This is a genomic window from Promicromonospora sp. NPDC060204, assembly GCF_042728455.1.
GTDB lineage: Bacteria > Actinomycetota > Actinomycetes > Actinomycetales > Cellulomonadaceae > Promicromonospora.
The window spans coordinates 1-22,704 of the sequence record NZ_JBHWZO010000086.1; the positions used below are offsets into that span (position 1 = coordinate 1).

Here is a 22,704-nt window from a genome sequence, read left to right on the forward strand (position 1 = left end):
GGCCGGGCCTTGTCTGTTTCTCTGCGGTCAGAGGCTGCGCAGCACCGCGACGACGCGGCCCAGGATCTGCGCCTCGTCACCCGGGATGGGCTCGTAGGCCGGGTTCTGCGGCAGCAGCAGCACGTGCCCGTCGGTCTGCTTGAACGTCTTGACCGTGGCCTCGCCGTCGATCATGGCGGCGACGATCTCGCCCTGCTCGGCCACGTTCTGGCGGCGCACCACGACCCAGTCCCCGTCGCAGATCGCGGCGTCGACCATCGAGTCGCCCGCGACCTTGAGGAGGAACAGCTCGCCGTCACCGACGAGCTGGCGGGGGAGCGGGAAGACGTCCTCGACGACCTGCTCGGCGAGGATCGGCCCACCGGCCGCGATGCGGCCGACGAGCGGCACGTACGACGGCGGCGGCGTGCTCGCGTCGTCCGGCACCGAACCGCCCCAGTGGACCTGGCCGCTACGCCGCGGCTCGGGCCAGTGGATCTCGCCGCGTGTCGGCTTCTCGACCTGCTCGGCCAGGGGCTCGACGAGCTCCATCGCGCGCGGCCGGTTGGGGTCGCGGCGCAGGAAGCCCTTCTTCTCCAGCATCTGGAGCTGGTGCTTGACGCTCGACGGGCTGGCCAGCCCGACGGCCTCGCCGATCTCGCGCATCGACGGCGGGTATCCGCGCGTCTCGAACGACTGCCGAATCGTGTCCAGCACAAGGCGCTGCCGCTCGGTGAGGCGGTCTGCCGGCGAGATCGCGTGCACGTCGGCGACCGCCCCGTCGCCCGGCGCGTCCAACGTGGCGACACCCGAGAGTGCCGTGTCGACGGCTCTCGTGTCGCTGGTCCCGTCCCGTCCCGTCATGCCCGTGCCCCTCCCGTTCCGACAAATGTTCTCCTGTGCGCTGCCCACTCTAGATCACAAATGTGCTCGGCTCAAACGAATGTTCGAGCGTGTCTCGACTTCTACGGTGTCCCGTGCTACACAATGGTACGAGCGTTCGACGAACGTGTGTATGACGGACAACAGTTCGAGTCACCTTTCGAGGAGGGGCCATGGGGGACGTGATCCCGCTGCGGCAGTACACCCCGGCGTACGGGCAGGCGTATGCGTCGGTGCCCGGATCGAGCGCGGTCCGGGCTTACCGGCCGGACCCGGCGTACACGCAGAGCCGGGCGTCCGCGCCGCCTCGGCCCCGCCCGGCCGCCTCCTCGTACGCGCCGCGCGGGCCGCGCACCTTCGCCGACCGGCTCGGGCTCGCGGGGCTGCGGCTCACGCGGCGCGGCCGGGTCGTGCTGGTGCTGCTGGCGATGCTCGTGGTCGCGCCGATGGCGACGTGGGGCGCGACCGCGGTCGCCAGCTCGCCGGGCGAGCCCACGGAGGTCCGGGTGCACGCGGTGCAGCCGGGGGAGACGCTCTGGGGCTTCGCCGAGCAGGTCGCGAAGCCCGGGGAGGACGTGCGGCAGGCGGTCGCGCGGCTGCAGGACCTCAACGAGATGACGTCGGGCACCGTGCGGGTCGGCGAGCTCCTCCTGCTCCCGAAGGAGTGACGGGAAGGCCGCCGAAAAGTGGCCGGACACCCCGACGAAGTGGACGGAGGCCACGATTCGCCGTCAAATGTTGCGGCGATGTTGCATGGGGGTGGTTTGCCCGCTTACGGTCGGGGCGCGACCGGATCTCTCCGGTCCGTGGCCGACCACGCAGGAGTCAGCATGCACTGCCCGTTCTGTCGCCACGCCGACTCGCGCGTGGTGGACTCGCGGACCGCCGACGACGGCCTGTCGATCCGGCGCAGGCGGCAGTGCCCGAACTGCAACCGGCGGTTCACCACCGTCGAGACCGCGAGCCTGTCGATCGTCAAGCGCTCCGGCGCCACCGAGCCGTTCAGCCGCGACAAGGTCGCCGCGGGCGTGCGCAAGGCGTGCCAGGGTCGCCCCGTCAGCGACGACGACCTGGCGATCCTGGCCCAGAGGGTCGAGGAGACCCTGCGGAGCAACGGCAGCGCGGAGATCGACGCGTACGAGGTGGGCCTCGCCATCCTGGGCCCCCTTCGCGAGCTCGACGAGGTGGCCTACCTCCGGTTCGCGAGCGTCTACCAGTCGTTCGACTCGCTCGAGGACTTCGAGAGCGCGATCACGTCGCTGCGCGCCGAGCGCGCCGAGCGTGATGCGGAGCGTGCCGCCGCGCAGGCGTAGCGATCGGAACGGCCCGCGCGCCGGCGACGGACGAAAAGCGATTGGCACCCTGGCGTGCGGTGGGGCAGGCTGGGGCCGACGACGGACCCGATCGAGGGACCCCCGAAACAGGAGGAGGTGATCGGTGTGACGGACGAGAAGCCTGGTGCCGAGGAGGCAGTGGCTCAGGACGCTGAGGCGCCCAAGGCCGCGACCGCGCCGAGCGTTGACGCGAAGGCGCGGTTCAAGGAAGCGCTGGACCGGAAGAACGCCGCACGCGGCCGTACCGCCGCAGGCGACGTGAACACGGGCTCTGTGCACGGTTCGGAGACGACCGGCCCCGTGCAGAAGATGTTCCGCCGCAAGTCCGGCTGAGCCTGCTCGACCGAGGCCGCCGACCGGGTATCTGACCTGGTCGGCGGCCTTCGTCGTTTCGCGGGGCGCCCCAACCTTGCCGGCGCTGCCGGCGACGTGGACGGGGCCGGTTCGCTTCGCGGTCAACGGGGGTCGGACCTCGGGATGCGGACGCCGGCGGCGCGGAGTCTGGACTCGAAGAGCGCGGACAGTCGTGCCATGGCCGGTGTCGGCTTGTCACCGTGGCGGGCGATCATCGCGTACCGGGGCGCGGTGTCGGTCCGTGCCTGCATGCTGGTGACGGTCCTGAGCAGTGCGGGGTCGGCGAGGTAGTGGTCGGCCGCATCGGCGGCGAGGCGGTCGATGCGGGGGTCGTCCGCCTCCCAGGTCGCGGCTTCGGCGACGCGCCTGGTCAGGGCGATGAGCCTGGTGTCCTGCAGGGCGTGCTCGAACTGGGCGAGGTAGTCGTCGAAGCCTTCGGGGACCAGGGCTCGCGCCAGCACCCAGCCCTCCCTGGTGGCCGCGACCTCGTCCTCGGGGTATCCGAGGCCGAGCATCCGCTCCAGCAGGGCCACGGCGCGGTCGGGCAGCAGCGCCCGGTCGCCGTCGGCGAGGCGGTGCAGCATGGCGCGCCGTGCGGTCAGCTCCGCGATGTGTTCGTCGAGCTGTCGTTCGACCTGGACGAGCGCGGAGGCGAACAGCGCGGCGTCGGCGTCGAGCAGGGGTCCGATCTCGGCCAGCGGTACCCCGGCGGCGGCCAGGGTACGGACCTGTACCAGCCTGAGCAGGTCGTCCGATCCGTACCGCCGGTATCCGGAGCCGTCGCGTCGGGGTTCGGTGACCAGGCCGAGCTTGTGGTAGTGCCGCACCGTCTTGATCGTGATGCCGACGAACGCGGCCGCCTGGCCGATCGTGACTCCGTTGTGCATCTGCTCATCCTGCCAAGCCGAATACCTCGTCGAGGAGGCGCTGCTGGGCGCCCTGGAACGCCGCGGCGACGGTGAGGTTCGCGTCGTCCACGCAGTTCAGCGCGGCGGTCAGGGTCTTCGCCCCGTCGGGGGTGGCGTACATGAGCGCCGCGTGGCCCACCGCGGCGCCGTTGTGGGAGATCACGGTGGCACCGTCGTCCGTGGTCAGCACGAACACCCCCAGCCCGTAGCCCATGTTCGGGATGCCCGTCGCACGCGGGGTGAACATCTCCTCGCGCAGCTCGTCCGGGAGGAGCTTGCCGCCGGTGAGCGCGGCGATGAACGTGTGCAGGTCCTCGGTGGTCGAGATCATGTCACCGCCGGCGGAGACCCAGGACGGGTTCTGGCGGGTGATGTCGACCGTGCGCGGCCCGCCGTCCTCGTCGTACCGGTAGTAGGCGTGGGCGTGCGGCTCGGCGATCTCCGCGTCTTCCGGGACCACGGTGTGCGACATGCCGAGCGGGGTCAGGATCAGCCGCTGCATCTCCTCGGTGACGGTACGGCCGGTGACCTTCTCGATGAGCAGGCGAGCCAGGACGTAGTTGGTGTTGGAATAGCTCCAGCCCGCCCCGGGCTCGAACCGCGCAGGCTTGGACAACGCGAGCTCGACCAGCTCCTGGGGCCGGTAGGTCTTGAACCGGTTGTTCAGCCACTCCTTGCCGTCGGGGCCGTAAGGGATGGGGATACCGAACACCATCGAGCCGTCCTCGTAGACCTCGCCGGTGAAGTTGAACAGGCCGCTGGTCTGCTGGAGCAGCATCCGCACCGTGATCCGCTGGTCGATCCCGAACTCAGGCAGGTGGTCCGCGACCGCGTCGTCCAGGCCGATCCTGTCCTCGGCCACGAGCTGAAGCACCAGGGTCGCGGTGAAGGTCTTGGTGTTGCTGCCGATCCGGATGTGACCGTCGGCAGGCGGCTTCACGTCCCCGCCGACCTCTGCCGCGCCGGCGGTGCCGACCCACTCGCCCTGCTCGTCGTTGACGCGGACCGACAGGCCGATGATGCCGGGATCGACGATCGCCTCGATCGCCCGCTGGAGACGGTCGGCGGCCTGGTTGGAAACGGTGGTGGTCATGGTGGTTCGCTCCTTCGAAGCGCTCGGTTCTCTTCGGCGTCCTGCCGATGCGAGAACCGTCCACCTTGACCTCAGGTCAGGAGCAACCGTGACGTGCGTCACTCGATGTTCGGAGCCGCGGGTCTCGACCGGACGCCGCCGTGGACGCTACGAGGTCGGTGCCCGGGACGGGCCCTGGCGGGCGAAGCTCGGTTCCGCCGCCTCCAGTCGCGGCACCGCGATGCCCAGCCGCCGCGCCTCGGCCAGGGCGTCCCGGCAGACTGCTCGCGGCTCCTCGGCCTCGGGGTCGGAATGTGTCTCGAGGCTCAACCGGGCCGGCGCGACATGAGCGGTCAGCCAGGCGAGCACCGAGGCCGTCAGCCAGGTCGGGGCGCGCATGGGCAGCACGCTGCCTCGATGACGCCGCAGGTCGACACCGCGCGCCTCGAGGAGCGGCAGCAGCTCACGGCCGGCCAGCAGTGCTTCGCGCAGCTCGCGCCGCGCTCCGGCCAGGTCGGCCAGCGACCCCAGCCTCAGGCCTTGCGAGTGCAGGCCGGCGTCCGCCGCGAAATGGATCCACAACCAGCCGCGGAGGTCGGGTTGCTCCAGGATCCGGAACCCCGCCTCGCGAAACAGCCGGCGCACGGTCCGCTCGCGTTCGGTCGGGGGCGTGCCGAAGGTGCCGAGGACGACAGACGGCAGTATTGCCGCGCGGAGCACGCCGTTCTCGCCGAAGCCGCCACCGGACTGCGGGAAGCCCCAGGCGACCTGGTCGGGGGGAAGGTCCCCGATCGCGGCCAGCGGCTCGGTCCAGATGTTGCTGAGGACCAGCACCGTTGCCGCGCCGATGCGTGGAGCCAGGAAGGCCGCCGCCTCCGCAAGCCGGTAGTGCTGCACGCTCAGCACGATGAGGTCGAAGTCGTGACCCGGCTCCAGCTCTTCGCGGTAGCGCACCGGCCACCTCTCGACCACGGGCTTCCCCCACACGCGCCGTCGCGTGTCGAGCAGATCGAGGTCGACCGTCTCCCCGTAGGTCGCCGCGCGGCCTGGGCGGACGTAGAACTCGACGTCGTGCCCGGCCTGTTCCAGGGCCCAGCCGTTCACGGTGGCGATGACGCCTCGTCCGAACATCAGGATCTTCATGTCGTACCTCGATGGGTTAGGCTCAAACCGGAGATCGTCTCCACTTGAAAGATATGGAGATGGTCTCCACTTGTCAACGGGAGGTATCCATGAACGCCGCCAAGCCGCTGCGGGCCGACGCCCGGCGCAACCGTGAGGCCCTGCTCGCAACGGCCCGGGAAGTTCTCGACGCCGGCGACTTCTTCGACCTTCGCTTCGACGACTTCGCCCGCCTGGCAGGCGTGGGCACCGGCACGTTGTACCGCCACTTCCCCACCCGGGAGGCACTGGCCGAGGCGGTCTACCACGAGGAGGTCGCCGCGCTCAGCGCACGCGCCCGCGAGCTGCGTGCCACGCTGCCCGCGGACGAGGCCCTGGCGGTCTTCCTGCGCGGCATGGTCGACCACATGGGCGCCTACCAGGGTCTCGCCCGGACACTGGCCACTCTCATGACCACCCGCTCGGGTGCGCTCGCCGAGGGTGGCCAGGTGCTGGAGGAGGCCGTCGGCGACCTGGTGGCCGACGCCGTGCGAGACGGCACCGTCCGGGCCGACGCGGACGCCGGCGCCGTCATGATGGCACTGCACGGCATCGGCGCGGCCCATGACCACCGCCACAACTGGCGGGCCGAGGCCGACGGCGTCATCACGCTGTTGCTGGACGGGCTGCGCCTGCCGCCCACGGGTGGTCGGCGTGTCCGGTCGTAGAGGAGGGCGAGCTCGCCTCGCTCGCCGGTCCGCGGTCGGGCTGCCCCCGGCGGCGGGCTATGTTGTTGTCCGACGTGCTGGGTGCCCGCCGCAGCGGGTTCTGACCGATCGGAGGACGGGTGGCGGCAACGACTGAGGTGGGTCAGGAGCGGCCCGCGACACCCATGCGGTCGTTGGAGCGCGCCCTGGACGTCCTCGAGGTGCTGCAGCGCCACACCGAGCCCATGCGACTGTCCGAGGTCGCCCGCGCCGCCGGGCTGAACCCGGCGACGACCTTGCGCATCCTCGCCGTGCTCGCCGCACGCGGGTACGTCGTCAGCGAGGGAAAGGCGCACCGGCTGGGCCCGGCGGTGCTCTCCGCCGCGCACGGGTTCCTCGTCTCGGACGTCCTCACGCGCACCGCGAGCCCGGTGCTGCGGGAGCTGGCAGCGAGCACCTCCCTCACCGTCTCCCTGTACGAGCGGGTCGGCTTCGAACGGGTGCTCGTCGCGCGGGTCGACGGCGCGGAACCCATGCGCTACCAGCTCCCGGTCGGACGGAGGCTGCCGCTGCACCTGGGAGCCGGCAAGGCGCTCGCGGTCGACATGGACGACGTCGAGCTCGCGGCCCTGGCCGAGCACGTCCGTCAGCTCGGCGAGGACGCGCCGATCGACGTCGCCGCCCTGCGCGGGGATCTCGACGCCCTGAGCGAACGAGGTTTCCACGTCTCGGTGAGTGAGCGTGAGACCGGCATCGTCGCGGCGAGCGTGCCGGTCCGCGACGCTTCCGGTCGGGTGATCGCGGCGGTGTCCGCGGCCGGACCCGCGGAGAAGCACCCCCGCGAACAGATGGTCGAGCACGCCGAGGAGGTCCGCCGGGCCGCCTCGGCGATCGGGCGTTCCCTGCCGCGCGCCCGGTAACCGCCCGGCGGGGCGAACCCTGTCCTGGCCGCGTGCTGCTGCCAGGACCGGGTCCTGCCCGGACCGGGTCCTGCCCGGACCTCTTCCCGTCGGGACCTGGTCCCGTCGGCTCAGCGGCGGTCGGTCGGGGCGGGGTGCTCGGTGTCGTCCCGGACGTCGTCGTCGGTCTCGGCACCTGGGGCGTAGGAGAGGGCGAACGCGAGGATCCCGGCGATGCTCGCGGCGACGAGTGTCGGTGGCCCGACGCTCTCGGTCACCGCGGTCAGCCACGTCCCGCGCCCGGCGACGAGCCCCGCGACCTGGGTGGCGACGATGACCGCCCCGCCGAGCAGCATCAGGATGATGGCGGACGTGAACACCGCGCGGGTGCTGGTGATGAGCATTGGCTTGGTCCTTAGATGGGCAGGACGCCGAGGACCATGAGGACCCCGAGGGCGAGGATGGGCAGGCAGAAGTAGGCGAGCAGCGGCTTGAACGTCCGGACCGGGTCCACGCCGGCGATCGCGCTGGCGACGTAGATCGGGGCCGCCGCGGGCGGTGAGGCCCCCTCGGTGGAGGCGAAGACGAGGACCGCCGCCGCGGCCACCGGGGCGGGGACGCCCGCGCCGACCAGGGCGGTGACCGCCACCGGGCCGATCGCGGCCATGGTCGCGGACCCGGTCAGCGGGATGGCGACGGCCACGACCAGGACGCCCACCGCGATGGCCAGGAGCCACAGGGGTGCGTCGAGAGCGCTCAGGAGCGTGGTGAGCTGCGCGGGCAGGCCGAGCTCGGACAGGACATTCGACGCCGCGAAGGCGCCCACGATCGTGACGCCGATGACCCCGATCCGCGGCGCGCTGTCGCCGAGCGTCGTCCACCAGCCGGAGGCCGTGCGCGGCAGGTGCCGGCGTCCGAGGAACAGGACGAGCGTCACCAGCAGCACGGGGATCCAGACGATGAGGCTGATGGCGTCCGAGACGTCGACGCCGGTCCAGGCGGACAGCCCGGCACCCATCGGGCCGACCGTCACCAGCACCGGGACGAGGATGGCCACGAACAGCAGCAGCGACGTCCAGCCGGTCCGGAGGCTGCGCCGGGTGGGGACGACGTCGGCGGGATCCATCGCCTGGATGCCGTGGCGACGGACGATGATCCAGGCCGCGAACATGCGGTAGGCGAGGCACCAGAATCCCGCCGCCAGGAGCGGCAGCACGATCTCGTTGGGCTCCAGGAGCTGGCTGACGCCGGCGGAGCCGATGAGGATGAACATGGTCCCGCTGAACGGGAACGTGATGCCCATGCCGGCGCAGCCGGCCACGACGGTGGCCGACATGGCCGGGCTCACGCCCGACCGCTTCATCCAGGGGATCGTCACCGAGCCCACGGAGGCCGTGACCGCAGCTCCGATGTGGGCGATCGCCCCCATCGCGCCGCCGCCGAGGATCGAGGTGTAGACAGGACCGCCGCGGACCCTGCCGAACAGCGAGTTCATGATGTCGATGAGGCGGTCCAGGATCGGGGTGCGGCTCATCAGGTACGAGGCGACGACGAACGCGATCGCGGCGTACGTGACCTCCTCCTGCATGGCCTCGGTCAGGGCGCCCGTCATGACGTGCAGGATGTCGGGGCCGGCGAACAGGCTGACGACGACGAACCCGGCGATCATCGACTCGCCGATGTTCCGCTTGAGGACCGCGTTGGTGACGATGATCGCCGCGATGTAGACGACCAGGGCCCAGATCGCGCTCATGCGGAGGCCTCCGTGCGTGCGGCCACGATCGCGGCGCGACGTCCCGCCTCGTCGGCCTCGATGGCGCGGGCGTCCGCCAGGGTCTGTTCGGCCTCGGCGGCCGGGATGATCGCGACGCCGTCGTCGTCCCCGACCACGAGGTCGCCGGGGTTGACGACGACGCCGCCGACCGCGACCGGCCGCCCCGCCCAGCCCGGACCGAACTTGTACGGGCCCGCGGGCGTGACCGCCCGGGCCCAGACGGGAAAACCGATCTCGGCGAGCACGGAGACGTCGCGAACCGCTCCGTCGATGACCATCCCTCGCACTCCCTTGCTGCGTGCGCGCTCGGCGATGAGCTCGCCCATCAATGCTCGCGCCACGTCACCCTGTCCGTCGACGACGAGCACGTCCCCGGGGCGGGCCGTCTCCAGCGCCTGGCTGAGCCCGACGTTCTCCCCGGCACGGCAGAATACGGTGCGTGCGCGGCCGACCACCGCGGCGCCCGGCCACATCGCGCTGATGCCCGAGTCGACCAGGCCGAGGCGTTGCCGGGCGTCACCGATGTTGGCGCTGGCCAGGCCCGCGTAGGCGGCAAGCAGGGAGTCCTCGAGACGGCCGGCCTGTCGTGCTGCGCCCAGGTGCACGTCCGCCGCCGCGAGCGTCATGGTCGCGGTGATGCCGAGCTCCGCGGCCATCGCCGCGGCGTCGCGCGCCTCGTGCCCGCGTCGTTCGCCGTGCTTGGTCGTGCCGTCGGCGAGCCGGTCCATCCCCGGGACGCCGTCGGCCAGGGCGCCGGCGATCTGGCCGCGCAGCCAGTCCAGGTCGCCCGCGGCCTGCCCGGCGGCCAGCGCCTCGACGACGCTCGCCCCCAGGCTCTTCATGAACATGCTGCGCAGGAGCTTGCGCCGCGCGGCGTCGCCCGGCCGGTCGCTGACCACGTCGACCGGTGCGGCCAGGGGAGCGAACGCCTGCCGCACGTCCTCCGCGCCGTCGCCGGACACCACCAGGGCGGTGGCCGCCCCGTGCTCGGGTACCGAGCCGATGACCGTGACGTCGGCGAACCGGAGGTCCCCGCGCTCGCCGAGCAGCGTCGCGAGCTCGGCCTTGAGCGCCGGCGAGCCCGAGTTCATGTCCGCGAAGCAGGCGCCGGCCCGCATCGCCGGGACCGCCTGCTCCAGCGCGGACCGCGCGTGGCGCGCGCCGGTCAGGCTTAGCACCAGGTCGGCGTCCGAGACGGCGTCGGCGACCGTGGCCTGACGCAGCACGCCCGGAGGCGTGGTCGAGTCGGCAGGGTCGTAGCCCGTGAGCCGGGTCCCGGCGGCCGCGAAGCCGGCCGCGTACAGGCTCCCGGCCTCGCCCAGGCCAAGGATCGCAATGTGCATCGTCGCACTCCTCGTTTCATAGAATGAAAGTGTGTTTCACACTGTCGCGAGAGTGTGCGCTGGGTCACCGGGCGATGTCAACTGCCGGAGGGCGCGCGAAAGCCGCCGACCGGGTATCAGACCTGGTCGGCGGCCGTTGTCGCCTGGCGGGCGCCCGTTCGTCTACGGGCGGACGCGGATGATCGTCTTGCCCTTGGCCCGCTCGGTGGGGTTGAACGCGGCGACCGCCTCGTCCAGGCTCGCGACGCGGGCGATCTTCGTCCGCAGGCGCCCGTCGCGGACCCGCTGGGCGAGCTCGCTCAGCTGGGCGCGGTCGGCCTCGACGACGAAGTCGACGGCCAGCCCGTCGGCCGGCCGCGCCTCGGGCGGGCCGGCGATGCTGACGAGCGTTCCTCCTGTTCGCACCAGGGCGGCCGTCCGTCGCTGGATGTCTCCGCCGATCATGTCGAAGGCGAGGTCGACCGCACCGACGTCCTCCAGCGCGTCTCCGTCGAGGTCGACGAACTCCTGCGCGCCGAGGTCGAGCGCAGCGCGGTCAGGCCCGAGATCGGCAGGCTCGCGCCCACGGTGAAGTCGACGTCGCCGGGGAGCGGCGCGAGGTTGCGTGCCTCGACGGCCGCGTACTCGGCGAGCGTGCCGTCCCGGGTCCAGTCGGCCAGCCCGAACACCCGCTGGCCGACGGACAGGCCGCGCGTGCCGTAGCCGAGCGCGCTCACGACACCGGCCACCTCGTGCCCGGGGATCGACGGCGTCCGGTCGCGCCCCAGGCGGTCGGTCCAGGTGCCTGGCCACGTCAGCTCGCCCGGGGTGAACCCCGACGCGTGGACCTCCACGACGACGTCGTTCCCGGCCGGCTCAGGCTCGGGTCGATCGGCCAAGGTCATCCCGGCCGTACCCGCGGCCTCGTCAGTCACCACGACGGCTCTCATCGGGCGCCTCCCTGTCTCGCTCAAGTGCCCTCAACCGTATTTCGGTTCGTCACCGTTAGCGGCGTGAGACGCCGACGTCTTACGTGCCGGGTAAGACGACGGCGGACGGTGACACCCACGAGACCAGGACGGCCGTCGGGCGCCGGGACCACAACCGGGGGCCACGGTGTTGTGCTTCATGACGACGCCTCCCAGGGGCGTCAGAAAGGAAAAGCCGACATGGCACACGACTACAACACCTCGCCCGAGGCCTTGCGCCGGCTGACGACGACGCAGTTCCGTGTCACGCAGGAAGGGGGTACGGAGCCGGCGTTCCGGAACAAGTACTGGGACAACCACGAGCCCGGCATCTACGTCGACGTGGTCTCCGGCCAGCCCCTGTTCTCCTCTACCGACAAGTACGACAGCGGCACCGGCTGGCCCAGCTTCACCAGGCCGATCGGCGCAGGCACCGTGCGGGCCGTGACGGACAGGTCGTTCGGGATGGTGCGTACCGAGGTGCGCTCCACCGCCGCGGACAGCCACCTCGGGCACCTGTTCGGCGACGGTCCGGCGGATCGCGGGGGTGAGCGCTACTGCATGAACTCGGCGGCACTGCGCTTCGTCCCGGTCGCCGAGCTGGAGGCTGAGGGCTACGGCGAGTACCTGGCCCTGTTCGAGTCCAAGTCCGAGTCCGAGTCCGAGCCGAACGAAGAGGTGCAGAACTGATGAGCAGCGGAACACAGGACACCGGGCAGGTCACGCGCACGCCCGGGACGGAGACGGCAGTGCTCGCGGGCGGCTGCTTCTGGGGGATGGAAGACCTCGTCCGCCGGCAGCCCGGCGTCCTGGCCACCCGGGTCGGTTACACCGGCGGCCGGAACGACCATGCGACCTATCGCAACCACCCGGGGCACGCCGAGGCCGTCGAGATCGTCTTCGACCCGAGCGCGACGACGTACCGCGACATCCTGGCTTTCTTCTTCCAGATCCACGACCCGTCGACCCTCGACCGGCAGGGCAACGACGTCGGGACGAGCTACCGCTCGGCGATCTTCCCGCTCACCCCTGAGCAGGACGAGGTCGCTCGCGACACGATCGCCGACGTCGACGCGTCGGGCCTCTGGCCCGGAAAGGCGGTGACGACGATCGAGGCCGCAGGACCCTTCTGGGAGGCCGAGCCCGAGCACCAGGACTACCTGATCACCTATCCGAACGGGTACACCTGCCACTACCCGCGCCCGAACTGGGTGCTTCCCCGGCGCAGCGCCGCCGCCAGCTGACCGAGCAGGCGTTGCCCACCGCACCGCGGTGGGCGACGCACCGCCTCCCGGGCGTCTCACCCGGCAGCCTTCTACCCGGGCACGTCGAGATCGCCCTTGCGCAGCCGGAAGACCTGAAGCCTCAGGTCGTAGTACTTCGTCGTCTCACCGACCCATTCCATGCCGATCTCGCGCGCCGTCCTGATGCCGTGCTGATTGCCGTGGCGGACGACGGCGAACACCTCCTCCTCGTCATGGGAGAACGCGTAGTGCGCGAGCGCGTGACCGGTCTCGGACCCCAGCCCACGGCCCCAGGCGCTCGGCGCGAACTGGTAGCCGAGCTCGAGGTCCTCCCCCTCCGGGGGGAGACCGAGGATCTGCCCGGCACCGACGAGCTTCCCGCTGTCGAGGTCGTCGATCGCCCAGCGGCCCGTCGGCCGTCCGGTCCCGGTGTGCTCGGCGGCCCAGCGCTCGATGATCTCCCGCATCCGCTCGGGGTCGTCGATCCTGTCCATCGCGGGGGCCAGCCACCGGGCGACGTCGGCCTCCCCGTAGATCGCCAGCGCCCCGACGGCGTCGTCCGGCTGCCAGGGCCGAAGGCGCAGGTGTTGCGTCTCGATCGTGGTGCCGTCGATCGTGACTCGATGGCTCATGGGTCCATTCCATCGCGGATCGCACAGCCGCGCACGCTTCGCGGGCGGCCGTAAGGGATCGTGCCTCGCGTGCGCCCTCGGCCGGATGAAGCGCGCCGGCGTGCTGGACGACTCGATCGACACCTCCCGCCTCGCGGTCGGGTTCCTCGCCTCCCTCCAGGGCGGCTATCTCCTCGCGCAGACGGCCCGCGACGTCGAGCCCATGGCCATCGCGGTCGACGTCGCCATCGCCCACCTGGAAAGCCTCGCCGCCCCGGACCGCGCCGCGTCGTAGCGGTCAGGAACGGACGAAAGATCCGCCCTCCGGCTCCGCACGAACGACGTGGAGCGCCTCAGGCTCCGGTGCACGAGGAGAGTGTCACGTTCGCCGGGGCCATGTCGTCTACCTGCCGTCCATGACGTGCCGCCGGGAGCGTGCGCAGCGGCGGTGGCCGTGGCACGGTCAGGGAGGTGAGCTCTGCCCATCCTCCGTACGCGGGTGTCAACGACGAGATCGAGCGAGGTAGCGATGAGTGGGAGTCCGACAAGAGTCGTGATCGTCGGGGGCGGTTTCGCCGGCTACAACGCGGCGCGAGCGCTGCGTCGCACGCTGCCGCGTTCGGCCGACGTCGAGATCGTCCTGGTGAACCGGACGGACTACTTCCTCTACCTGCCGCTGCTGCCGGAGGTGGCGGCCGCCGTGATCGATCCCCGGCGGGTGACCGTCTCGATCCCGGCGACGTTGCGCGGGGTGCGGCTCGCCCTCGGCGACGTGACGGCGATCGACGCGGACGAGGACCGCGTCGAGTACACCGACCCGGAGGGCGGGACGCACACCCTGCGCTACGACCGGCTGATCGTCGCGGCGGGCAGCGTCACCCGGCTCCTGCCGGTCCCGGGCGTCGCCGAGCACGCGCACGGCTTCCGCGGGGTCGCGGAGGCCCTGTACCTGCGTGACCACGTGATCCGTCAGGTGGAGCTGGCGGCTGCGACGGACGACCTCGCGGAGCGGGACGCGCGCTGCACGTTCGTCGTCGTCGGCGCGGGTTACACCGGCACGGAGGTCGCGGCGCAGGGACCGCTGCTCACCGAGGCGCTGCGCCGGCGGCACCCCGTGCTCGCGAACCAGCGGATGCGCTGGATGCTGCTGGACCTCGCCCCGAAGGTGCTGCCCGAGCTCGACCCGCGGCTGTCCCGTGCGGCCGACCGCGTGCTGCGCGGCCGCGGCGTCCGGGTGGAGACCGGGGCCTCGGTGCAGGAGGCGATGTCCGACGGCGTGCGGCTCACCACCGGTGAGCTGGTGCCGTCCCGCACGCTGGTGTGGTGCGTCGGCGTGCGGCCCGACCCGCTGGTCGGCGACACCGGGCTCGAGACGCAGAAGGGCCGGCTGGTCGTGGAGACCACGCTGGAGGTGCCCGGACGGCCGCGCATGTTCGCGTGCGGGGACGCCGCGGCCGTGCCCGACGTCACCCGGCCGGGCGAGGTCACGGCGATGACCGCCCAGCACGCGAGCCGCCAGGGCGCGCTCGCCGGCCGGAACGTCGCGGCGTCGCTCGGGTACGGCACCGTCCGCGCGTACAAGCACCACGACCTCGGGTTCGTCGTGGACCTCGGCGGGCTCCAGGCGGCCGCGAACCCGCTGCAGATCCCGATGTCGGGGCTCCTGGCGAAGGCCGTGACCCGCGGGTACCACCTGATCTCCATGCCGGGCAATCGGGTCCGCACCGCCGTCGACTGGCTGCTCGACGCCGTGCTGGGCCGCCAGTCGGTCCAGCTCGGGATCGTGCGTTCCGCGGCGGTGCCCCTCGACACCACAGGGCCCCAGGAGCCCGGCCCACCACAGCAGGGCAGCTGACCCGGTCGGTACGACCTGGAAGTGCGCCGTCCGAACCGCGCGCCGATGCTGGGGGGATCGGTCGTCCGCAACCGACGGAGGGAGCCGGGATGCCAGGTGGAACCGGCCTCACCTATGCCGTGCGCACCGCGACGCGACCGGGGCTCACGCGGGACCTGCCGTACGGTCCCGAGGACCTCCGGTGGGTCGCGAACTCCGCCACGCTGATCCTCGGCGACCACGACGCCGTCCTGGTGGACACCTATCTCTCCGTCGACCAGAACGCCGAGCTGGTCGAGTGGGTCGGGTCCTTCGGCCGCGACCCGGTCCGAGGCGCGCGACGGATCGTGGGGGAGGCTCTTCCCGGGCCAGATCCCGCGGATCTCCTGTCCGGCCGCCCTCGACCGCGCGAATCCCGGCGCCCTGTGGAGCAGCGCGCGGGCGGCCATGGCGTGAGCTGCTCGGGCGACGCCGGACCGGCCCGACGTCATCGGGCCAGGGCCGTCCCGAGGAAGTCGCGGATCAGGCCGGAGGTCTCGTCGAGGGCGGACTCGAGCAGGAAGTGCCCGCCGTCCAGCAGGGCGATCCGTGCGCCGGGCAGGTCCCGGGCGAAGGCCTGGGCGCCGGCGGGGCCGAAGATCTCGTCGTTCCTTCCCCACACGGCCAGCAGCGGGACCTGCGAGTCGCGGAAGTACTGCTGTACCTCGGGGTACAGCGGCCGGTTCGTGGTGTAGTCGCGGAAGAGCTGGAGTTGGACCAGGTCGTTGCCCGGGCGGGACACGAGCGCGAGGTCGTGCTCCCAGGTGCCGGGATCCACCAGCGTGGGGTCGGGCACGCCGTGCAGGTACTGCCACCGGATCGCCTCCCGGCTCAGGGCGAAGCGCACACCGGGCTCGGTCCGCTCGTTCTGCTCCTGCCCCCACGCCCACACGTCCGTCCAGAAGCTCTCGACGAACCCCTCCTCGTAGGCGTTGCCGTTCTGGCTGATGATCGCCGTGATCGCGGTCGGGTCAGCAAGTGCGAGACGCCAGCCGATCGGCGCACCGTAGTCCTGGACATAGATCGCGTACCGGGTGACGCCCAGGTTCGACAGGAGCCCGGCCGTGATCCGCGCGAGCGCGTCGAAGGTGTAGTCGAACTCGTCGACGCCGGGGGCGTCCGAGAGCCCGAAGCCGAGGTGGTCGGGCGCCACGACGTGGTAGTCCTCGGCGAGCCGGGGGATCAGGGCGCGGAACATGTGCGAGCTCGTCGGATAGCCGTAGAGCAGGACGACCGTGGGCGCGTCCGCCGGTCCGGCCTCGCGGTAGAAGATCCGGTGCCCGTCGACGTCGGTGAACCGGTGATGGATGGCGACCATGATGCTAACCCTCTCGATCGGTGTGGTCTGGTTATGAGAACAGCGCGAGTGCTAACCTGTCAACACCGACTAAGGGGGTTAGAGATGGATCTGGTCACCCGGGACGACGAGGACCTGCTGCTGGACCTGCTGAACACGACACCGGTGGTCGACGGGGAGCGGGTCGACGAGCTCGCGGACCCGGTCGCCGCAGCAGACTGGGCCGCGGCGCGCGACGGGGGCGGCTCCGCCGAGGAGGCCGCGGCACTCCGGCACGTCCGGGACGCGATCGAGCGCGCGGTCCGCGACGGCTCCGGACCGCAGCCGCTGGCCGCTGACGTCGAGCGGATCGAGCTGCGTCCACGGGTGCGCGACGGCGCCGTCCGCTGGGAGCTCCAGGCGTCCGCGGAGGAGCGGCTCGCGGCGCGTGCGCTGCTCGCCTGGGTGGCGGTCGACGAGCGCTACCCCGACCGGCTGCGGCCCTGTGCGAATCCCGAGTGCTGCCGGTTCCTGCTCGACCGCAGCAACGCGAACACCGCTCGCTGGTGCTCGATGGCCCTCTGCGGCAACCGGTTCAAGGCTCGGCGCCACTACCAGCGCACGCGGACCTCCGAAGGGTAGACAGCAGATCCGCAGATCGTGGCCGGAAGGTGTCCCGGCGTCCGACTCCTCGGCGCTAGGATCGTCCGCGTGCCGCACATGAGGATCCGAGATGCCGCCACCTACCTGGGGGTGAGCGACGACACCGTGCGCCGGTGGGTCGACAAGGGCCTGCTGACGGCGAGAGCCGACGAGTCGGGCCGCAAGGTCGTGGACGGGTACGAGGTAGCCCTGGTCGCGCGCCAGCAGGCCACTCTGCCCGGCCCGCCCGGCGGGACGGCGAGCTCGGCGCGCAACCGGTTCGTGGGGCTGGTCACCGACATCCGGACCGACGCGGTGATGGCCCAGGTCGAGCTGCAGTGCGGGCCGTTCCGTGTGGTGTCCCTCATGAGCAGCGAGGCCGTGCGCGACCTGGGTCTGGAGCTGGGCTCGGTCGCGGTGGCCGTCATCAAGTCCACGACGGTGATCGTGGAAACAGCCAAAGGAGAATCATGAGGCGAGCGCTCTCGATCACGACCGCCGCACTGGTGCTGGCCGCCGCGGTGGCCGGCTGCGGGTCCGGCGGGTCCGGTGACGCCGACGCGGCGGACGACGGCGCCGTCGCCGAGGAGACGACCCTGACCGTGTACGCGGCGGCGTCGCTGACCGCGACGTTCGAGCAGATCGGCGAGGAGTTCGAGCAGGCGCACGAGGGCGTGCAGGTGGAGTTCAACTTCGCCGGCTCCTCGGACCTGGTGGCGCAGATCCAGGAGGGCGCTCCGGCCGACGTCTTCGCCTCGGCGGACGAGGCCAACATGGAGAAGCTGACCGCGGACGGGCTGGAGGGCGCCGAGCCGGTCGCCTTCGCGTCCAACACGCTGGAGATCGCGGTGCCCCCGGGCAACCCCGCCGGGGTCGAGGGCCTCGACGACCTGGCCGGCGACCTCAACCTGGTCATCTGCGCCCCGGAGGTGCCGTGCGGCGCCGCCACCCAGAAGGTCGCCGACTCCGCCGGCCTGGAGCTCGCCCCGGTGAGCGAGGAGCAGTCCGTGACCGACGTGCTCGCCAAGGTCACCTCCGGTGAGGCCGACGCCGGGCTGGTGTACGTGACCGACGTGATCGGCGCCGGCGACGACGTCGAGGGCATCGAGTTCCCCGAGTCCGCCGCCGCGGTGAACGTCTACCCGATCGCGCCCGTCGCCGAGAGCGTGAACGCCGACCTGGCCCAGGAGTTCGTCGACCTCGTCCTGGCCGAGGGCGGGCAGACCGTCCTGCACGACGCCGGGTTCGCGCCGGCCCCCTGACATGGCGGCCCCGCCCGGCCGGGTCGGCGTCCCGGCCTGGATCTTCGTCCCCGCCGCGGCGGGAGCGGCCTTCGTGCTGCTCCCGCTGGCGGCGATCGTGCTGCGCACACCGTGGAGCCGGTTCTTCGACCTGCTCGTCTCGCCGGCCTCCGTCGAGGCGCTGCTGCTGAGCCTGCGCACCTCCGGCACCAGCACCCTGCTGTGCGTCCTGTTCGGCGTCCCCATGGCGCTGGTCCTGGCCCGCACGAGCTTCCGTGGGCAGGGCGTGCTGCGCTCCCTGGTGCTGCTGCCCCTGGTGCTGCCGCCCGTGGTCGGCGGCATCGCGCTGCTGTACACGTTCGGGCGGCGCGGGCTGCTGGGGGAGACGTTCGAGGTGCTCGGCATCCAGGTCGCGTTCTCCACCACCGCGGTGGTCATGGCGCAGACGTTCGTCGCGCTGCCGTTCCTCGTGGTCAGCCTGGAGGGCGCGCTGCGCACGGCCGGCCAGCGGTACGAGGTGGTGGCAGCCACGCTGGGCGCCCGCCCGACCACCGTGTTCCGGCGCGTCACGCTGCCGCTCGTGCTGCCCGGCCTGGTCTCCGGCGCGGTGCTGGCGTTCGCCCGGTCGCTGGGCGAGTTCGGCGCCACCATCACGTTCGCCGGCAGCCTGCAGGGCGTCACCCGCACCCTCCCGCTGGAGATCTACCTGCGCCGGGAGACGGACGCCCAGGCGGCCGTGGCCCTGTCCCTGGTGCTGGTGGTGGTCGCGATCCTGGTGATCGGGTTCGCCCGGCAGGGCAGGAGCAGCCTGTGACCTTCCACTACGACGCCGCCGTGGCCGACCGGGGCGTCGACCTCACCTTCGACATCGCCCCCGGACGGACGCTCGCGCTGCTGGGCCCGAACGGCGCCGGGAAGTCCACCGCCCTGGCGGTGGCCGCCGGGCTGCTGCGCCCGGACACCGGGCGGGTCGTGCTGGACGGGCGCCCGCTGACCGTCGCCGGTCACGGCGAGCGGGACGTCCTGGTCGCCCCGCACGACCGGCAGGTCTCGCTGCTGGCGCAGGAGCCGCTGCTGTTCCCGCACCTGAGCCTGCTGGACAACGTCGCGTTCGGCCCCCGCAGCCGCGGCGCGGGCCGGGCCGGGTCCCGGACCGTCGCCCGCCACTGGCTGGGCGAGGTCGGGATCGAGGAGCTGGCCGACCGGCGCCCCGCCCAGGTCTCCGGCGGACAGGCGCAGCGCGCGGCCGTGGCCCGGGCGCTGGCCGCCGACCCGCGGCTGCTGCTCCTGGACGAGCCGATGGCCGCCCTCGACGTCGCCGTGACCCCGGCCCTGCGCCAGACCCTGCGGCGGGTGCTGGCCGACCGCACCGTCCTGCTGGTCACGCACGACGCCCTGGACGCCCTGCTGCTCGCCGACGAGGTCGCCGTCATCGAGGACGGCCGGATCGTCGACCAGGGGGAGACCGCGCAGGTGCTCGCCCAGCCCCGCAGCCGGTTCACCGCCCAGATCGCCGGGCTGAACATGATCACCGGCACCTGGCGGGACGGCGCGGTGCTCACCCCGGCGGGCCTGCGGATCGAGGGTCGGCCCGACGGGCCGACGCCCCGCGCGGGCGACGCCGCCGTGGCGGTGTTCCCGCCCCACGCCGTGTCCGTGTTCCTCGACGACCCCGGCGGCAGCCCGCGCAACGCGCTCCGCGTGACGATCACCCACCTGGAGCCGCAGGGCGGACAGATCCGGGTGCGCACCGAGGAGCTGAGCGCCGACGTCACGCCCCAAGCGGCCGCCGAGCTCGACCTCGCCCCGGGTTCGCCGGCCTACTTCGTGGTCAAGGCGACCGAGATCGCGGTCTACGCCACCTGACGGCGGACGGCCCGCGCTGCGGGTCAGGACGCCGCCGGCCCGGTCGAGTCCCGGACCACGAGCTCGGGCCGGAAGAGCAGCGAGCTGCCCCGGCTCGCGGCGTCGTCGTCCGCCGGCTCGTGGAGGGCGCGGAACGCGGCGGCCGCCATCTCCTTCATCGGCTGCCGCACGGTCGTCAGGGCCGGTGAGTACAGCTCGGCGAGCACGATGTCGTCGAAGCCCGCGACCGAGACGTCCCGGCCCACCTCCAGCCCGGCGTCGCGCACGGCGCGGCACACGCCGATGGCCGTCATGTCGTTGACGGCGAAGATCGCGGTGGGCGGGTTGGGACCGGTGAGCAGCTCGGTGGTGGCGACCCGCCCCAGCTCGGCGGCCTCGACGTCGCCGAAGGTGCTGTCCACGATGCTGCCGGGCCAGGTGACGACGTCGGGCCGCGCGATGCCCGCGCGCTCCAGCGCGCGCAGGAAGCCCTGGAACCGCTCGGTGCGGTTGATCGACCGGATGGAACCCGAGACGAACGCGATCCGGCGGTGGCCGAGCGAGACGAGGTGGTCGCCCATGAGCTCGGCGCCGATCGTGTTGTCGACGCTCACGTTGATCAGGCCGGCCGGGTCGTCCGCCTGGGCGGTGCGGTCGAAGGCGACCAGCCGCAGGCCGTCGTCGAGCAGGCTCGCGACGTGCTCCAGGGAGGGCAGGGACGAGCACAGGACGATGCCGCGGATGCCGTCGGAGACGAGCTCGTCGACGTACTGGCGCTCGCGCTCGGGGTCGCGCTCGGAGTTGCAGAGCAGCACGTGGTAGCCCTGGGTCAGCGCGGCCGCCTCGACGTGGCGCGCGAGCGCGCCCCAGTAGGGGTTGCCGACCGACGGCACCACCAGGCCGATGACCTGCGGCTTGCCCGTGCGCAGCTGGCGGGCGGCGCGGTTGGGCCGGTAGCCGAGCTTGCGGATGGTGGACTCCACCCGGTGCCGCGTCTCGGGCAGCATCCGGTCGGTCCGGCCGTTGAGCAGGTTCGAGACCGTGCTCGTGGACACCCCCGCCGCTCGTGCGACGTCAAGGATCGTGACTCCAGCCATGTGCGCGTGCGGCCCCCTCCGGATCGGGATTCAGGCCCATCAGCCAGTGCATCGATGGACTGAACAGGTCCGAGCATAGTCCATAAATCGGCACTTGACCCCTGCCTGATGGCCCCCTTATCGTCAGTGCATCGTTACACCGGGAGTCACAGCTGACTCCCGCCCTGCGTGGAGATCAGTGCCGATCGAAAGGGCAAGTCATGGAACTCAGCCGTCGCAGCTTCATCGCGGCCATGGGCCTCGGGACCGCGACCGTCATGGCGGGTTGCGCCACGACGAGCGGGAGCGGCGCACCCGCAGCCGACGTCACCGGGCCCGCGGAGGGCGACATCACCTTCCTGTGCGCGCTGTTCGAGGGTGCCACGGGCAAGGAGACGCTCGAGGGCAAGCTGCTCAAGCAGTTCAACGAGAAGTACCCGGACGTCAACGTCACCGTGGACTACACGGACTACGGCTCCCTCAACGAGAAGATCACGACCGGCCTGGCGAGCGGCCTCATGCCCGACGTCGTCACGCTCGGCGTCGGCTGGATCCCGCCGTTCGCGTACAAGAACGCGATCGCGCCCCTGCCCGAGTCGCTGGCCACGCGCTACACCTACGAGGAGCGCGTGCTGGAGCCGTCGCGGTTCGACGGCAAGCTCTACGCGCTGCCCATGGTGCTGGACACCCGCATCGTGGCCTACCGCAAGGACTTCTTCGAGGAGGCCGGGATCACCGCCCCGCCCAAGGACTGGGCCGAGCTGCGCGAGATCGCCAAGGAGCTCACCGTCCGGGACAAGGACGGGACCCTCCAGCGCGCCGGGTTCGACCCGTTCTCGATCGACCTGCGCCAGTGCTGGGAGACGTTCCTGTTCGGCAACTCCGGCGAGCTGTTCTCGGCCGACGGGCGCGAGGTGCTGTTCGACAGCCCGGAGGGGGTCGCGGCCCTGCAGCTCTTCCTCGACATGGTGGCGGACGGCTCGGCCGACTTCGCCCTCACGACCGAGGCGGGCCAGCCGACCACCCTGCAGCAGGGCACCTCGGCGATCATGATGACCAACAACTCGCTGTACGTGCAGCTCCAGCAGCAGAACCCGGAGCTGATCGACAAGGTCGGCACCTTCGTGCTCGGCAACACCGGGCCGGCGATGCTCCAGGGCGGCACGATGATCTCGCAGTCGGCCAGCTCCAAGAACCCGGCCGCCGCCCGGGCGCTCGTCGAGTTCCTCGGCTCGCCCGACGCAGTGCTGGTCGCCTCCGAGCAGCGCGGCTCCGTGCCCGCGATCTCCGACCTCGCGGACAGCGACTACGTCAAGGGCAACCCGATGGTCGCGTTCGCGCTGGAGAACCTCGACAAGGCGCGGTCCGAGGGCGGCACCCCGGCCTGGATGGAGATCCGGGAGAAGATCAAGCCCACCCTCGAGACCGCCGTCGTCGGCCAGCAGACCGCGCAGCAGGCCATCGCCCAGCTCGCCGGCATCGCCGACGCCGCGATCGCCCGCCTGTGACCCGGTCCGACCGATCGAGGAAGAGGGGTCCGTCGTGGCCGTTGTCTCCGCGCCGCGCGCCGTGAGCGCGCCGCCCTCCGCCCCGCCC

27 protein-coding genes are annotated in these 22,704 nt (G+C 72.0%); 15 read left to right on the forward strand and 12 right to left on the reverse strand.

The window, feature by feature from the left end; translation table 11 throughout:
* Positions 1-27 precede the first annotated feature (27 nt).
* Positions 28-843, reverse strand: coding sequence for a transcriptional repressor LexA (gene lexA / locus ACFWEJ_RS13100; RefSeq protein WP_376770121.1), 816 nt, complete (start codon positions 841-843; stop codon positions 28-30).
* Positions 844-1,034: 191 nt separating this feature from the next.
* Here lexA and ACFWEJ_RS13105 point away from each other — a divergent pair, with 191 nt between their 5' ends.
* The 3 genes from ACFWEJ_RS13105 to ACFWEJ_RS13115 all read left to right on the forward strand — a co-directional run bounded on the left by ACFWEJ_RS13105 (position 1,035) and on the right by ACFWEJ_RS13115 (position 2,528).
* On the forward strand, positions 1,035-1,529 hold the full coding sequence (locus tag ACFWEJ_RS13105) for a LysM peptidoglycan-binding domain-containing protein (RefSeq protein ID WP_377229634.1): 495 nt from the start codon (positions 1,035-1,037) through the stop codon (positions 1,527-1,529).
* 162 nt (positions 1,530-1,691) lie between these two features.
* Positions 1,692-2,174 carry a transcriptional regulator NrdR gene (nrdR, locus tag ACFWEJ_RS13110; protein WP_377229635.1) on the forward strand — a complete coding sequence of 161 codons (483 nt, stop codon included), beginning with the start codon at positions 1,692-1,694 and terminating at the stop codon, positions 2,172-2,174.
* A gap of 126 nt (positions 2,175-2,300) precedes the next feature.
* Positions 2,301-2,528 carry a DUF5302 domain-containing protein gene (locus ACFWEJ_RS13115; protein WP_377229636.1) on the forward strand — a complete coding sequence of 76 codons (228 nt, stop codon included), beginning with the start codon at positions 2,301-2,303 and terminating at the stop codon, positions 2,526-2,528.
* 122 nt (positions 2,529-2,650) lie between these two features.
* On the opposite strand, the gene ACFWEJ_RS13120 is transcribed toward ACFWEJ_RS13115, so the two are convergent.
* From ACFWEJ_RS13120 to ACFWEJ_RS13130, 3 genes are all read right to left on the reverse strand, one after another.
* Positions 2,651-3,436, reverse strand: coding sequence for a MerR family transcriptional regulator (locus ACFWEJ_RS13120; RefSeq protein WP_377229637.1), 786 nt, complete (start codon positions 3,434-3,436; stop codon positions 2,651-2,653).
* Positions 3,437-3,440: 4 nt separating this feature from the next.
* Positions 3,441-4,550, reverse strand: coding sequence for a serine hydrolase domain-containing protein (locus ACFWEJ_RS13125; RefSeq protein ID WP_377229638.1), 1,110 nt, complete (start codon positions 4,548-4,550; stop codon positions 3,441-3,443).
* 147 nt (positions 4,551-4,697) lie between these two features.
* On the reverse strand, positions 4,698-5,672 hold the full coding sequence (locus ACFWEJ_RS13130; RefSeq protein WP_377229639.1) for a ketopantoate reductase family protein: 975 nt from the start codon (positions 5,670-5,672) through the stop codon (positions 4,698-4,700).
* An 89-nt stretch (positions 5,673-5,761) separates the two neighbouring features.
* Here ACFWEJ_RS13130 and ACFWEJ_RS13135 point away from each other — a divergent pair, with 89 nt between their 5' ends.
* Both ACFWEJ_RS13135 and ACFWEJ_RS13140 read left to right on the forward strand, forming a co-directional pair.
* A complete protein-coding gene (locus ACFWEJ_RS13135) occupies positions 5,762-6,358 on the forward strand; it encodes a TetR/AcrR family transcriptional regulator (RefSeq protein WP_377229640.1) in 597 nt (198 codons plus the stop codon).
* 119 nt (positions 6,359-6,477) lie between these two features.
* A complete protein-coding gene (locus tag ACFWEJ_RS13140; RefSeq protein WP_377229641.1) occupies positions 6,478-7,257 on the forward strand; it encodes an IclR family transcriptional regulator in 780 nt (259 codons plus the stop codon).
* 110 nt (positions 7,258-7,367) lie between these two features.
* Here ACFWEJ_RS13140 and ACFWEJ_RS13145 read toward each other — a convergent pair whose 3' ends face one another.
* From ACFWEJ_RS13145 to ACFWEJ_RS13165, 5 genes are all read right to left on the reverse strand, one after another.
* The gene (locus ACFWEJ_RS13145) at positions 7,368-7,640 is read right to left on the reverse strand and encodes a hypothetical protein (protein WP_377229642.1); all 273 of its coding nucleotides are present in this window, start codon (positions 7,638-7,640) and stop codon (positions 7,368-7,370) included.
* A gap of 11 nt (positions 7,641-7,651) precedes the next feature.
* Positions 7,652-8,989: a TRAP transporter large permease subunit gene (locus ACFWEJ_RS13150; RefSeq protein ID WP_377229643.1), complete on the reverse strand. Its 1,338-nt coding sequence runs from the start codon at positions 8,987-8,989 to the stop codon at positions 7,652-7,654.
* On the reverse strand, positions 8,986-10,353 hold the full coding sequence (locus ACFWEJ_RS13155) for an NAD(P)-binding domain-containing protein (RefSeq protein WP_377229644.1): 1,368 nt from the start codon (positions 10,351-10,353) through the stop codon (positions 8,986-8,988). The genes ACFWEJ_RS13150 and ACFWEJ_RS13155 overlap by 4 nt, the downstream gene beginning before the upstream one ends.
* A 162-nt stretch (positions 10,354-10,515) precedes the next feature.
* Positions 10,516-10,833, reverse strand: a complete 318-nt coding sequence (locus ACFWEJ_RS13160; RefSeq protein WP_377229659.1) for a zinc-binding dehydrogenase — start codon at positions 10,831-10,833, stop codon at positions 10,516-10,518.
* Positions 10,794-11,282, reverse strand: a complete 489-nt coding sequence (locus ACFWEJ_RS13165) for an alcohol dehydrogenase catalytic domain-containing protein (protein ID WP_377229645.1) — start codon at positions 11,280-11,282, stop codon at positions 10,794-10,796. Before ACFWEJ_RS13165 ends, ACFWEJ_RS13160 begins: the two co-directional genes overlap by 40 nt.
* Before the next feature lie 219 nt (positions 11,283-11,501).
* Between ACFWEJ_RS13165 and msrB the strand changes: the two genes are divergently transcribed.
* Positions 11,502-11,990 carry a peptide-methionine (R)-S-oxide reductase MsrB gene (gene msrB, locus ACFWEJ_RS13170; RefSeq protein ID WP_377229646.1) on the forward strand — a complete coding sequence of 163 codons (489 nt, stop codon included), beginning with the start codon at positions 11,502-11,504 and terminating at the stop codon, positions 11,988-11,990.
* The gene (gene msrA, locus ACFWEJ_RS13175; RefSeq protein WP_377229647.1) at positions 11,990-12,544 is read left to right on the forward strand and encodes a peptide-methionine (S)-S-oxide reductase MsrA; all 555 of its coding nucleotides are present in this window, start codon (positions 11,990-11,992) and stop codon (positions 12,542-12,544) included. Before msrB ends, msrA begins: the two co-directional genes overlap by 1 nt.
* A gap of 71 nt (positions 12,545-12,615) precedes the next feature.
* Here msrA and ACFWEJ_RS13180 read toward each other — a convergent pair whose 3' ends face one another.
* Positions 12,616-13,176, reverse strand: a complete 561-nt coding sequence (locus ACFWEJ_RS13180; protein WP_377229648.1) for a GNAT family N-acetyltransferase — start codon at positions 13,174-13,176, stop codon at positions 12,616-12,618.
* Positions 13,177-13,261: 85 nt separating this feature from the next.
* On the opposite strand from ACFWEJ_RS13180, the gene ACFWEJ_RS13185 reads away from it, so the two are divergent.
* Positions 13,262-13,450, forward strand: a complete 189-nt coding sequence (locus ACFWEJ_RS13185) for a hypothetical protein (RefSeq protein WP_377229649.1) — start codon at positions 13,262-13,264, stop codon at positions 13,448-13,450.
* 234 nt (positions 13,451-13,684) lie between these two features.
* On the forward strand, positions 13,685-15,010 hold the full coding sequence (locus ACFWEJ_RS13190; RefSeq protein WP_377229650.1) for an NAD(P)/FAD-dependent oxidoreductase: 1,326 nt from the start codon (positions 13,685-13,687) through the stop codon (positions 15,008-15,010).
* Between the two features lie 466 nt (positions 15,011-15,476).
* On the opposite strand, the gene ACFWEJ_RS13195 is transcribed toward ACFWEJ_RS13190, so the two are convergent.
* Positions 15,477-16,346 (reverse strand): alpha/beta fold hydrolase, encoded by an 870-nt coding sequence (locus tag ACFWEJ_RS13195; protein ID WP_377229651.1) that lies wholly within the window; start codon positions 16,344-16,346, stop codon positions 15,477-15,479.
* A gap of 84 nt (positions 16,347-16,430) precedes the next feature.
* On the opposite strand from ACFWEJ_RS13195, the gene ACFWEJ_RS13200 reads away from it, so the two are divergent.
* From ACFWEJ_RS13200 to ACFWEJ_RS13220, 5 genes are all read left to right on the forward strand, one after another.
* A complete protein-coding gene (locus ACFWEJ_RS13200) occupies positions 16,431-16,946 on the forward strand; it encodes a CGNR zinc finger domain-containing protein (RefSeq protein ID WP_377229652.1) in 516 nt (171 codons plus the stop codon).
* A gap of 69 nt (positions 16,947-17,015) precedes the next feature.
* Positions 17,016-17,420, forward strand: coding sequence for a molybdopterin-binding protein (locus tag ACFWEJ_RS13205; protein ID WP_377229653.1), 405 nt, complete (start codon positions 17,016-17,018; stop codon positions 17,418-17,420).
* A complete protein-coding gene (gene modA / locus ACFWEJ_RS13210; protein WP_377229654.1) occupies positions 17,417-18,208 on the forward strand; it encodes a molybdate ABC transporter substrate-binding protein in 792 nt (263 codons plus the stop codon). Before ACFWEJ_RS13205 ends, modA begins: the two co-directional genes overlap by 4 nt.
* A gap of 1 nt (position 18,209) precedes the next feature.
* Positions 18,210-19,001: an ABC transporter permease gene (locus ACFWEJ_RS13215; RefSeq protein WP_377229655.1), complete on the forward strand. Its 792-nt coding sequence runs from the start codon at positions 18,210-18,212 to the stop codon at positions 18,999-19,001.
* On the forward strand, positions 18,998-20,053 hold the full coding sequence (locus ACFWEJ_RS13220; RefSeq protein WP_377229656.1) for a sulfate/molybdate ABC transporter ATP-binding protein: 1,056 nt from the start codon (positions 18,998-19,000) through the stop codon (positions 20,051-20,053). Before ACFWEJ_RS13215 ends, ACFWEJ_RS13220 begins: the two co-directional genes overlap by 4 nt.
* A 23-nt stretch (positions 20,054-20,076) precedes the next feature.
* On the opposite strand, the gene ACFWEJ_RS13225 is transcribed toward ACFWEJ_RS13220, so the two are convergent.
* Positions 20,077-21,129 (reverse strand): LacI family DNA-binding transcriptional regulator, encoded by a 1,053-nt coding sequence (locus ACFWEJ_RS13225; protein ID WP_377229657.1) that lies wholly within the window; start codon positions 21,127-21,129, stop codon positions 20,077-20,079.
* 200 nt (positions 21,130-21,329) lie between these two features.
* Between ACFWEJ_RS13225 and ACFWEJ_RS13230 the strand changes: the two genes are divergently transcribed.
* A complete protein-coding gene (locus ACFWEJ_RS13230) occupies positions 21,330-22,616 on the forward strand; it encodes an ABC transporter substrate-binding protein (RefSeq protein ID WP_377229658.1) in 1,287 nt (428 codons plus the stop codon).
* Positions 22,617-22,704 lie beyond the last annotated feature (88 nt).